Annotated in this window: 11 protein-coding genes; 8 read left to right on the top strand and 3 right to left on the bottom strand. The window is 69.7% G+C overall.

Annotation, left to right across the window (positions count from 1 at the left end; all coding sequences use genetic code 11):
- Nucleotides 1-3: 3 nt before the first annotated feature.
- Nucleotides 4-1,464 (bottom strand): amidase, encoded by a 1,461-nt coding sequence (locus ACI6GS_RS08465; RefSeq protein WP_439817351.1) that lies wholly within the window; start codon nt 1,462-1,464, stop codon nt 4-6.
- A 107-nt stretch (nt 1,465-1,571) separates the two neighbouring features.
- On the opposite strand from ACI6GS_RS08465, the gene ACI6GS_RS08460 reads away from it, so the two are divergent.
- The 6 genes from ACI6GS_RS08460 (at nt 1,572) to ACI6GS_RS08435 (ending at nt 7,175) form a co-directional block, all read left to right on the top strand.
- Complete coding sequence (locus tag ACI6GS_RS08460) at nt 1,572-2,582, top strand: GntR family transcriptional regulator (protein WP_439817350.1); 1,011 nt, start codon at nt 1,572-1,574, stop codon at nt 2,580-2,582.
- A 4-nt stretch (nt 2,583-2,586) separates the two neighbouring features.
- Nucleotides 2,587-3,699 (top strand): ABC transporter substrate-binding protein, encoded by a 1,113-nt coding sequence (locus ACI6GS_RS08455; protein WP_439817349.1) that lies wholly within the window; start codon nt 2,587-2,589, stop codon nt 3,697-3,699.
- A 118-nt stretch (nt 3,700-3,817) separates the two neighbouring features.
- Nucleotides 3,818-4,924, top strand: a complete 1,107-nt coding sequence (locus tag ACI6GS_RS08450; protein WP_439817348.1) for an ABC transporter ATP-binding protein — start codon at nt 3,818-3,820, stop codon at nt 4,922-4,924.
- On the top strand, nt 4,921-5,805 hold the full coding sequence (locus ACI6GS_RS08445) for an ABC transporter permease (protein WP_439817347.1): 885 nt from the start codon (nt 4,921-4,923) through the stop codon (nt 5,803-5,805). Before ACI6GS_RS08450 ends, ACI6GS_RS08445 begins: the two co-directional genes overlap by 4 nt.
- Entirely contained in the window at nt 5,802-6,629 is an 828-nt protein-coding gene (locus ACI6GS_RS08440) for an ABC transporter permease (RefSeq protein WP_439817346.1), read from the top strand. Before ACI6GS_RS08445 ends, ACI6GS_RS08440 begins: the two co-directional genes overlap by 4 nt.
- 141 nt (nt 6,630-6,770) lie before the next feature.
- Nucleotides 6,771-7,175, top strand: a complete 405-nt coding sequence (locus ACI6GS_RS08435) for a response regulator transcription factor (protein WP_439817345.1) — start codon at nt 6,771-6,773, stop codon at nt 7,173-7,175.
- A gap of 4 nt (nt 7,176-7,179) precedes the next feature.
- Here ACI6GS_RS08435 and ACI6GS_RS08430 read toward each other — a convergent pair whose 3' ends face one another.
- Nucleotides 7,180-8,463, bottom strand: coding sequence for a polyhydroxyalkanoate depolymerase (locus ACI6GS_RS08430; RefSeq protein WP_439817344.1), 1,284 nt, complete (start codon nt 8,461-8,463; stop codon nt 7,180-7,182).
- Nucleotides 8,464-8,680: 217 nt separating this feature from the next.
- Nucleotides 8,681-9,658: a CorA family divalent cation transporter gene (locus ACI6GS_RS08425; RefSeq protein ID WP_439817343.1), complete on the bottom strand. Its 978-nt coding sequence runs from the start codon at nt 9,656-9,658 to the stop codon at nt 8,681-8,683.
- A gap of 108 nt (nt 9,659-9,766) precedes the next feature.
- Here ACI6GS_RS08425 and ACI6GS_RS08420 point away from each other — a divergent pair, with 108 nt between their 5' ends.
- Nucleotides 9,767-10,903, top strand: a complete 1,137-nt coding sequence (locus ACI6GS_RS08420; protein WP_439817342.1) for a succinylglutamate desuccinylase/aspartoacylase family protein — start codon at nt 9,767-9,769, stop codon at nt 10,901-10,903.
- Nucleotides 10,904-10,931: 28 nt separating this feature from the next.
- A complete protein-coding gene (locus ACI6GS_RS08415; protein ID WP_439817341.1) occupies nt 10,932-11,753 on the top strand; it encodes an NUDIX hydrolase in 822 nt (273 codons plus the stop codon).
- Nucleotides 11,754-11,817 lie beyond the last annotated feature (64 nt).

The following is an 11,817-nucleotide window of genomic DNA, read 5'->3' as shown; positions in this document are numbered from 1 at the left end:
GCCTCAGGCGGCGACATGCACGGGCGGCCGGCGCCCCGACCAGGGCAGCGCGTCCTCCAGCTGCGCCGCCAGGCGCAGCAGCACGTCCTCCGCGCCGAAGCGGGCGACAAGCTGGATGCCGATGGGCAGGCCGCCGGCCGAAAGCATCAGCGGCAGCGACAGCGCCGGCTGCCCCGTCGCGTTGAACAGGGCGGTGAAGGTCTCGACCGGGGCCAGCATGTCGAACAGGTCGCCTGCCGTGGCGTGCGGCAGGTCCAGGTCGACCGCGTCGAGTGGCGCCGGCAGAGTGACGTTGGTGGGCGTTACCAGGATGTCGAAGTCATCCCACAGGTGGACGACGTCGCGCACCGTGCGGTTGTAGGCCAGCTCCGCCTCCACATAGCGGACCCCCGGCAGCGCCCGGCCGGCCTGCACCATCGCCCAGGTCGTGGCCAGCAGGGTGTCGGGCGACGCGACGCGGCCGGTCGCCCGCGCAATGTCGTCCACGCCTTGCGCCGTCAGCACCGCCCACAGGTCGATCTGCGCCGACAGGTAGGCGGCATAGTCGAAGTCGGGTGAGGCCTCCTCGACCTCGTGCCCCAGCGACTGGAGGGCAACGCCTGCGCGGTCCAGGGCCGCCGCCACCTCCGGATCCAGGCGCAGGCCCGACCAGACGCGGTCATTGAGGGCGATCCGCAGGGCGGACGGAGCTTGCCGGACCGCCTGGACATAGGGTGCGGCCGGCGGTGCGATGGCATAGCAGTCGCCCGGCTCGGTTCCGGCCATGACGTCCAGCGCCAGGGCGCAGTCGCGCACCGTGCGGGTCAGCACGAAGTGGGTCGACAGTCCCGCCATGCAATGGCCCCAGTCGGGACCGGGTGAGACACGGCCGCGGCTTGGCTTCAGGCCCACCAGTCCGCAATGGGAGGACGGATTGCGGATCGAGCCGCCGGCGTCGGTGCCATGGGCCAGCGGCACGGCGCCGGCCGCGACGATCGCCGCCGCACCCCCGCTGGACCCGGCGGTGGAACGCAACAGGTCCCACGGATTGCGCGTGATGCCGTTGAGGCGGTTCACCGTCAGCGCCGCCATCGCCATCTCGGACGACGTGGTTCGGCCCAGGACGCTGACGCCCGCGTGCCGCAGGCGACGCATCGCGTGCTGGTCCTGGGGCATGACCAGGCCGCGCGCAAGCTCGCAGCCCAGTTCGGATGGCGTTCCCCCTTCGAAGGGGAAGTCCTTGACCAGGAACGGCACGCCGGCCAGCGCCCCGCCGGGCCGGGCGCCGGCTGCCGGCACCCGCTCAGGGTACGTTTCCACCACGGCATTGAGGGCGGGATTGACCTGGGCGATCGCGCGCAATGCCGTTGTGGCCACCTCGTGCGCCGACACCTGGCCCGCCGCGACCAGGGTGGCCAGGGCCGTGGCATCCAGGGCCGCGTAGTCCGCCAGATCCATGCCCCGCCCCTGCGCCAGTTCCGCCACGGGTTGATCCTAAGGCCGCCACCCCTGCTTGGAAAATTGCTTTTCCAAGGTGCACTTTGAGAATGAATGCTTGTGGGCTCGCCAAAATAGGATCTAGCCTCGACCCCATGCTGGCCGACACGCCGCCATACGGGATGCCAACCGGGGCCAACCTGCCCACTGCCGCGGGCGCGCTGCGGTCCAGCCTGCAGGCGCGCATCGCGCAAAGCCTGCGCGAGCATATCAGGCAGCAGGGCCTGCAGGTGGGCGACCGGCTGAACCTTGATTCCTTTGCCCGGACGCTGGGCGTCTCGCGCACGCCCGTGCAGGCGGCCTTCGACCATCTGGCCCAGGCAGGCGTGCTGGAGCAGCGCCCCAACCGGGGCTATTTCATCGCCCGGGCCGAGGCCCCGGTGCCGGCGGCGGAGGCACGGTTCGGCGACCTGCACGGCCGCATCCTGAACGACATGACCCATGGTGACCTGTCCGGTTCCACCAGCGAGAGCGCCCTGTTGCGGCGCTATGGCGTCGGCCGGGGGGAACTTGGCACCGTGCTGCGCCGCCTGGCGCGGGAGGGCTTGGCGCAGCCGTCGCTGGGCCGGGGCTGGAGCTTTGTCGCGCTGAGTCTGGAGAGCATGGTGCAGTCGTACCGCCTGCGCATGCACCTGGAGCCCAGTTTCGTCATGGATCCGGGCTTCCTGGCCGATCCGTCCCGCCTGCTGCCCCTGCTGCGCGACCATGACGCGATGCTCGAGGCGCTGGCCGGGCCCCACGCGGAGGAGGTGCTGTTCGATGCGACCTTCGCCCTCGACGCCCGCTTCCACCAGACCCTGGCCGATCTGTCGGGCAACCGCTTCCATGCCGAGCTGATCCGCAGCCACAACGTCCTGCGCCGGACCTCGGAATTCCTGGGACGGGTGCGCGTCGCCAATGTGCGGCGGTCGTTCCAGGAGCATCATGCCATCCTGGAGGCGCTGCTGGACGGTGAACGCGACTGGGCGGCAGCCCAGCTGCGCCGCCACCTGCTGCGCGCCGCCGACAATGTCACGCGCTACTTCCAGGGCGATATCGACGCGATCCGCGGCGGGCCCGCCGCCGCGCCGGAAGCGCCGCGGGACACGACCACGAAGGGGGACTAGGACCATGCAGCGCACGCGACACCCGGGGACGACCCGCACCGCTCTCTTCACCCCCAGCCGGCGCACGGTGCTGGCGGGTGGCGCCGCGCTCCTGGCCGGCACGGCGTTCGGCCGGCGCGGGTTTGCGGCGGTCGAACCGCAGCTCAGCATGATGGGCTGGGCCGACTACATCGCGCCCGACAACATCAAGGCGTGGGAAGCCCAGACCGGATCGAAGATCGTCTACGATTCCTACGCCAGCAATGACGAGATGTATTCCAAGCTGCAGCTCTCGGCTGGCAATAGCGGCTATGACGTCGGCATGAACACCGACTTCATGATCAAGCTTCTGATCGACGGTGGCCTGATCCAGAAGCTGGACAAGTCCAAGATTCCCAACATCTCTCACATCCGGCCAGAGTTCCTGGGGGCGGATTTCGACCCCACGAACGACTACACCGTGCCCAAGTGCTGGGGCAGCCAGGGCTTCATCTACGACAAGTCGGTCGTGACCCGGCCGATGGCGACCTGGGCCGATTTCCTGGAGGCGGTGAAGGGCGAGGCAAGCGGCCAGACCTCGCTGCTCGACGATCCGTTGGCGATCGCACCCCTGTTCTGGGCCAAGGGCGAATCGTGGAACTCCACGAACGAGGCCCTGCTGACGGACGTCGACACGGCCGTCACCGACCTGGGCAAGCACATCAAGCTGTTCAACTCCTATCCCGTCCAGGACGTGGCCAATGGCACCGTCGTCCTGGCCCAGTGCTGGAACGGCAATGCCAAGCAGGCGATCGACGCGGCTGGCAATCCCAACCTTGTCTTCGTCTATCCCGGCCCAAAGAGCGAGGCGTGGCTCGATTCCTACCACCTGCCAGCGGGCGGCAAGAACCTTGAGGCAGCGCATTCCTGGATCAACTTCATCATCGACCCCAAGAACGCGGCGCCCGAGATCACCTATACCGGCTTCCTGTCGCCGATCTCCGGGGTCGAGGCGGGCCTGGCGCCGGATGTCGCCGCCAGCCCGCTGATCTTCCCCCCGGCCGACGTGATCGCGCGGGGCGAGCGGACCCTGCGCAACGAGACCTATGACCGGCGCATCGCGATCCTGAACAAGTTCAAGGCCGCCGCAGCACTGTGAACGGGATCGTTCCGGCCGAAGCGGCAGGATACCGCCCGCACCCTGCCCTTCCCCATCGCCGCGCGCCGGGGGAGCGCCGGGGTGGGGGCGGTGTCCAGCCCGCCGCGTTGAGCGCCTTATGAGCGGCGAGATCGCGATCGAGGGGCTGGTCAAGCTCTATGGCGCGTTCCGGGCGGTCGACGACGTCTCGCTCACCATCCCGGCGGGCGCCTTTGCGGCTCTCCTGGGCGCCTCGGGAGCCGGCAAGTCGACGATCCTGCGGGCCATTGGCGGGTTCGAGCAGCCGGACGCCGGGCGCATCCGGATCGGTGGGCGGGACGTCACCGACCTGCCGCCCTATCGCCGCGACGTGAACACGGTGTTCCAGAACTACGCCCTGTTTCCGCACATGAGCGTGGCCGACAACGTCGCCTATGGCCTGCGCCAGGACCGCGTGCCCGCGGCCCAGCGGCGCCAGCGCGTGGCCGAGGCGCTGGACATGGTCCAGCTCCGGCACCTGGCCGAACGCCGCCCGGCCCAGCTCTCCGGCGGACAGCAGCAGCGCGTGGCGCTGGCCCGCGCCCTGGTCAAGCGGCCCGCGGTCCTGCTTTTGGACGAGCCGCTGGCCGCACTGGATCGTCGCCTGCGCCAGCAGATGCAGGTCGAGCTGAAGCTGCTTCAGCACCGCCTGGGGACGACCTTCGTCTTCGTCACCCATGACCAGGAAGAGGCCCTGGCCATGTCCGACCTGATCGCGGTCATGCGTGACGGCCGGATCGAGCAGGTCGGCACGCCCGCGGATCTCTACGACCGGCCGTCCTCCGCCTTCGTGGCGGAGTTCATGGGCGCGCAGAACTTCCTGGCCGGCACCCTGTCGGCGCCCGGCGTGATGGTGGCCCCCGGCCTGCGGGTCGAGGCGGCGCGCGGCGTCGGGGCCGAGGTGCCCGGCCAGCCTGTCCTGGCCGTGGTCCGGCCGGAGCACCTGCTGCTGGCCCAGGACGGGATGGCGCCCGGCGTCAACGCGGTGGCCGGCACCGTCGCCGCCGTCGTGATGCTGGGCGACAGCCTGGAATACCTCGTGCGGCTGGCCGACGGGACAGAGCTGCTGAGCCGCCGCCCCCGCGCCGCGGGCGGCCCGGCCGAGGGGGCCGCAATCGTCGCCCATTGGCAGGCAGCCGACGCGACGCTGTTCCGCCACGAGGCGATCGCCACGACCCAGCGCGCCTTTGCCCGCGGCCCGGCATGAGGCGGCTGGTTCCGGCCTGGTGGCCCGCCTCCCCCGCCCTGCTTTGGTGGCTGGTCTTCTTTGTCATGCCGTTGGGCTGGATCGTCTTCTACAGCTTCGGGATGAAGCCGGTCGCACCCGGCGGCGGCGCGGTCGATACGGCCACGCTGTCGCTGGCGAACTACCAGAATGCGACGTCCGGCGTGTTCCTTGTCGTGTTCGGCATCACCATGCGCACGGCTGCGCTGGGCACGATCATCTGCGCGCTCGTCGGCTTTCCCGTGGCCTATGCCCTGGCCTTCCACGTCGCTCCGCGCTGGCGCACGCTGCTGCTGTTCCTGCTGATGCTGCCCTACTGGACCAGCTTCCTGCTGCGCACCTTTGCCTGGCGCATCATCCTGGCGCCCGAAGGCTGGCTGAGCCAGACGCTGCGCGGCCTGGGCCTCCTTGAGCGGCCGCTGCTGATCCTGGACACCAACGCTGCGGTGCAGCTGGGCATCGTCTACAACTACCTGCCGGTGATGATCCTGCCCATGTTCGTGGCGCTGGACCGGATCGACCAGGGCCTTGCCCGGGCCAGCCAGGACCTGGGCGCCGGGCCGATCCGCACCTTCCTCAACGTCACCCTGCCCCTGGCTGCCCCTGGCATTGCGGGCGGGATGCTGCTGACCTTCATCCTGGCGGCGGGCGACTATGTCGTGCCGGCGATCCTGGGCGGGGCCAAGGGGCTGATGATCGGCAACCTGGTGGCGACCCAGATCCTGGCTGCCCAGAACCTGCCGCAGGGCGCCGCAATGGCAATCGTGCTGATCGGGATGCTGGCCGCCATCGTCGGCGGCATCGCGGTGCTGCTGTGGCTGCTGCGCGCCAGCCTCCGCGCGTTCCGGGGGCCGGCGCTGTGAACGTCCGCCGCCGGCGGCGCGATTGGGGCCGCATCGCGCTGCTGGCCTGGGTCGGCCTGGTCCTTGCCTTCCTGTTCCTGCCGATCGCCGTCGTCGTGCTCTATTCCTTCAACGGCGGGCGCAATCTCTATGTCTGGACCGAGTTCTCGACCGCCTGGTACCCGGCAGCGCTGGACAATCCGCGTGTCCTGGGCGCTCTGGCCGTCTCGTTCCAGGCCGCCCTGATCAGTGCCGTCATCTCGGTGGGTTTTGGCGCGCCAGCGGGCCTGGCCCTGGCACGCGCCCGGGGAGCCTGGTCGCCCGCCTTCATGGTGCTGGCCTTCGTCATCATCGGCACGCCGGAACTGGTCTCGGCCATTGCCCAGATGATCTGGCTGGACCGCCTGGGCATTTTCGACGGCCTGGCGCGCCTGTCGATCGGCCATTCCCTGTTCAACATCGCCGTCGTCGCGCTCATCGTCCGCGCCCGGGCCGAGGGCCTGGACGCAGCCCTGGAGCGGGCCGCCGCCGACCTGGGGGCGACGCCGTTCCGCGCCTTCCGCCAGGTGACGCTGCCGCTGATCTTTCCCGCGGTGCTGGCCGGCGCGCTGCTGTCGTTCAGCTTCTCGTTCGACGACGTCATCATCTCGCTGTTCGTGCAGCGCCCCGGCTCGTCCACGCTGCCGCTCTACATCCTTTCCTCGGTGAAGCCAGGCCTGAAGGGGGACGTCGCGGCCGCCGTCGTGATGACGCTGGGCATCAGCCTGGCGGCCATCGTGGCGGCCGCCGCGATCATGCTGCGCGGCGGGCGCAAGGGCCGGGCGCTGGGCGATCTCGCCGGTTAGGCCTCGCAATCCGCCCCCATGCCAGGGCATCCGTCGAGTGTTGACAGGGACGCTGGCGCGCGTTGACATCGCGTTGTATTCTCAGATGGACGGAATGTGACCTTGAGTTGCAGCCGGAGGCGCTGGGAGGTGCAGCCGGAAGTGGTACATGTGCTTATCGCGGAAGACGACGCGGCAGTCGCCCAGGTTCTCCAGCGCGCGCTGGAAGGTGTGGGCCATCGCGTCACCCGGGCGGCCGATGGCCGCACGGCGCTTGACGCGGTGCGCCTGGGCCAACCGGACATCGTGCTCCTGGACGTCCAGATGCCGCTGCTTCAGGGCATCGACGTGGTTCGCGCCGTCCGCGCGATCGATGCGGCCGTGCCCATCATCATGATGACCGGGTCCGCTGAACCGGATTTCGATTTCGCGGCATGCCATGCCGCCGGGGCCAGTGCCGCGCTGATCAAACCGTTCCGGATCCAGGTCCTGATGGCGGCGATCCGCGCGGTGATGGAGGGGCGGCCCGTGGCGCCGGGGGACGGCGTCCTGACCCCCGGCACCTGAACGATCAGGCCGCGGGCCGGATCCGTGTCGGGGGCGCGTCCAGCGCGGCGCCGTCATGGGCGCGGATGAAGTCGCGGACGCGGGGCTGGATCTCCGTCCGCCAGCGGCGGCCGTTGAAGACACCGTAGTGGCCGACACCCGGCTGGACGTAGTCGACCTTCATGGTGGCGGGCAAGGCCGTGCACAGGTCGTGGGCCGCCTGGGTCTGCCCGATGCCGGAGATGTCGTCGTTCTCGCCCTCGACTGTCATCAGGGCCGTGCGCGTGATGGCCCCGGGATCCACGGTCCGGCCCCGCCAGGTCAGGCAGCCACGTGCCAGGCGGAACTCCTGGAAGACCTGCTCCACCGTCTCCAGGTAGAACTCGGCCGTGAGGTCGAGCACGGACAGGTATTCGTCATAGAATTCGCGGTGCGCCTGGACGCCGTCACCGTCGCCCTTCACCAGGTTGCGGAACAGCTTGTAGTGGGCGTCCATGTGCCGGTCCAGGTTCATGGTCATGAACCCGGTCAGTTGCAGGAAGCCGGGATAGACGCGCCGCCCGCTGCCGGGATGGCCCATCGGCACCGTGGTGATCACATTGTTGGCGAACCACGAGATCGGCCGTTCCGTCGCCAGGCGATTGGGGACGGTCGGGCTCCGCCGCGTGTCGATCGGGCTGCCCATGATCACCATGCTGGCCGGCGCGGCCGGATCCCCGTCCTGGTTCATCAGCGCCACCGCGGCCAGCAGGGGCACGCCGGGCTGGCACACGCCCATCGTATGGGTACCGGGTCCAAGGTGGCGGATCATCCGCATCAGGTAGTCGATATAGTCCTCGAGCCCGAAGCGGCCAGCGGCGACCGGCACGGTGCGCGCATCCGCCCAGTCGGTGATGTAGACGTCGTGTTCCGGCAGCATCGCCGCGACGGTGCCGCGCAGCAGGGTGGCGTAGTGCCCCGAAAGCGGCGCCACGATCAGCACGCGCGGATCCTGGGCCCGGTCCGGCAGCGCGATCGCGCCGAAGTCGCGGCGGAAGCGCACCAGGCGGCAGAACGGTTCCTGCCACACCACCTCCTCCACCACCGGGACGGCATGACCATCGATATCGACGGTGTGCAACCCGAAGTCCGGCTTGCCATAGCGCCGGGTGGTCAGTTCGAAGAACGCGCACATGCCGGCCAGCGCCTTGCCCCCCGGCGTGTAACCGAGCGGGTTGTAGACGTTCTCAAGCGCTGCCTGGGTGGTCTGAGCCACCACGCGCATGGGGGCCACGGCCGCGTGGCTCAATTCGAACAGGTCGTAGATCATGGTGGGCGAATACCGAAACGTCGGCCTCCGGTTGTTGCCTTGACCTGAACGAGGACGTGTGTCCGCGGTTCCCGTCACGCAACCGGCCGACTGGCTGGGCCATCATGACTTGATATTCAGGCGCTTCCACCCATGAGCCTACGCTGATTCGACTGGTCCCTGCGACATGTCGCGTCAGGCAGACCTTGACCGACGCCAGAAAGTGCGCGGCGATGCGTCAAAGCCAGCGCCAGCGCTTGAACAGCGCGACCAGGGCAAAGCCCAGGAACACCAGGGCCACACAAAGGGCCCAGAAGGCCCAGGGTTCCTGCGTGCCGGGGATTCCGCCCAGGTTGACGCCCAGGATGCTGGGAATCAGGCCCAGGGGCAGGAAGACCGTCGCCACCAGGCTGAGCAGGTAGGACGTGCGCTCCGTCTGCTCGACCGCCAGCGCTGCCAGTTCGTCGCGGGCGACGGCTGCGCGTTCGCGCACCGTGTCGATCTCTTCGACGAAGCGGGACAGGCGCTCGCCGATCTCGCGCAGCCGCCTTCGGTCCTTGGTGGAGAGGAAGGGCACTTCCAGCTGCGGCAGCAGGATCAGCACGTCGCGCATCGGCGCCAGGTTGCGCCGCAACTGGACCACCTTGCGCCGGATGTCGGACAGGGCCAGCGCCGCGGCCCGATCGTCGCGGTTGTCGTCGACCAGTTGGTGCTCCACGGTGCTGACCGCCTCGTCCAGGCCATAGACCAGGGGGTGCATGCGGTCCAGCACCCGTTCCAGCAGGCGGCACAGCAGGGATCCGGCATCGTGCGGACCGCGCCCGTCCGCCAGTTCGACGCGCAGGTCCTGGGCGGCCAGGATCGGCCGGTGGCGCACGCTGATCACCCGGTTCCGCGTCACCCACAGGCGGAGCGAGGGCATGTCCTCCGGCGGCAGGGCGGAGCCGACATTGACCGCGCGCAGGACGACCAGCAGGCCCGCCCCCGACGGCACCAGGCGGGGTCGCACCTCGTCGTCGAGCAGCGCAGGCAGCAGCAGCGGATCGATCCCCGCATGGCTTGCCAGCCAGGCCCGTGCCTCGTCCGTCTTGCGGCTGAAGTGCAGCCACAGCGTGCCCTGTTCCGGCGTCCAGGCGCCGACATCGTCAAGGGCGATCGGGCGGGCGCCGCGCCGGCCGTCCAGCAGCAGGGCATGCAGCAGCCCCGTTTCCTTCATTGCGACATGCCCCCGCCATTCGTCCCCGCCAGATTGACACTGTAGACTGGCCCATCCACAAACGAAGACCCGGCGGAAGCAGCCGCCCGGTGACGGTGGAGCGGCAGGATGACAAGACGGACCAGCACCCTGCCCCTCGCAGCGACCAGCCCCGGCACGGCGCGGCACCTGGTCGTCCATAGCTATGGCGCCGATGGCACGGGGCCCAAGGTCTATCTCCAGGCGGCGATGCACGCCGACGAGCTGCCCGGCGTGCTGGTGCTCCACCACCTGCTGCGCCGGCTGGACGCGCTGCCGCCCGAAGCGATCCTGGGGCGCATCGTGATCGTTCCCTTTGCCAACCCGATCGGCCTGGGCCAGGCCGTGCATGGGGGGCAGATGGGGCGCTACGACCTCGATTCCCGGACCAACTTCAACCGCCATTTCCCCTTCACGATCGACGCCGTGGCGCAGCGGGTCGGGCCCCAATTGACCGACGACGGGGCGGCGAACGTCGCCCTGATCCGCGCTGCCGTGCGCGCCGCCCTGGCCGAACTGAAGCCCGCGCACGAGGCCGCCGTCCTGCGCCATGCGCTGGTCACGCTTGCCTGCGATGCCGACATCTGCCTGGACCTGCACTGCGACCTCGAGGCGCTGCTGCACCTGTTCTGCGATCCCGGCGTCTGGCCGGCGCTGGAGGACCTGGCCCGCACCATCGGGGCCGAAGCGGTCTATCTGGACGAAGCCTCGCCCGAACATCCGTTCGACGAGACGATCGGCTGCCTGTTCATCGCGCTGGCCAAGAGGTTCCCCGACAGGCCCATTCCCTTTGCCTGCCAGTCCGCGACCATCGAGTATCGTGGCCAGGCCGATATCGCGGACCCGGTGGCGCAGGCCGATGCCGACGCGCTGCTGCGCTTCCTGATGCGGCGCGGGGTGATCGCGGGGGATCCCGGCGCGCTGCCGCCGCTGCTGGCCCAGGCCACGCCGCTCTCCGGCATGGACCGGCTGATCGTGCCGGCGCCGGGCGTGCTCGTCTGGCATCGCAGGCCCGGCGACAGCATCACCGAGGGCGACGTGGTGGCGGAGGTGGTGGACCCCGCCAGTGCCGACCCGGCGCATGCGCGCACCCCCATCCATGCCCGGACCAGCGGCCGCATGATCGCACGCGCCGTCTCGCGCCTCGCCCGGCCTGGGCACACGGGTGGCGCGATTGCCGGGGCGACGCCGCTGGGCCCCAGCCCAATCCCGCCCATGCACGACTGAGAAACGACAACAAGAACGAGGAGGAGACATGAGCCAGACCGACAACGCAGCCCCGCCCAAGAGTGACCCCAGGGGCCTGATGCCGGCCGCGACCGTCCTGCTGCTGCGCGACGGGGCCCAGGGGCTGGAAGTGTTCATGGTCCAGCGCCACCACCAGATCGACTTCGCCTCCGGCGCGCTGGTCTTTCCGGGCGGCAAGATCGACAAGACCGACAGCGACCCCCGCCTGCGCGCCCGCGCGCCCGAGGGCAGTCACCTGGACGACACGACCTTTGCCATGCGGGTCGCCGCGATCCGCGAGGCGTTCGAGGAATGCGGCGTCCTGCTGGCACGTCCGGCAGGCGAGGCGCAGCTGATCGCTGCCAGCCGCCTCGACGCCTTCGACGATACCTGGCGGCCGCGCCTGGCGAAGGGCGAATGCGGGATCATGGACCTGCTGGAGGCCGAGGACCTGAACCTGGCGGTGGACCTGCTGGTGCCGTTCGCGCACTGGATCACGCCGACCATGATGCCGAAGCGCTTCGACACCCACTTCTACCTGGCCGTGGCGCCGCACGACCATGTCCTGTTGCACGATGGCGAGGAATCGGTCGACGGCCTGTGGATCACGCCGCAGGCCGCCCTTGACGATGCCAAGGCCAAGCGCCGCACGGTGATCTTTCCCACCCGGCAGAATCTGTGGAAGCTGGGCCGCTGCGCCAGCGTGGACGAGGCGGTGCGCACCGCCAGTTCCACGCCCATCGTCACCGTCCTGCCCGAAATGCGCACGATCGACGGCGAGCAGTTCCTCTGCATCCCGGCCGAGGCGGGCTACGAGGTCACCCAGGCCAGCGTGAAGGACGGCCTGTAGTCGTTTCGCCCTGTTCCCCAGCCGCTCATCCCCGCGCAAGCGGCGATGAGCGGTGCCTTCCTGG

The organism is Zavarzinia sp. CC-PAN008 (assembly GCF_051903925.1).
Lineage (GTDB): Bacteria > Pseudomonadota > Alphaproteobacteria > Zavarziniales > Zavarziniaceae.
The sequence above is the reverse complement of the archived record's forward strand: the minus strand, read 5'-3'. Positions and strand labels throughout refer to the sequence as shown.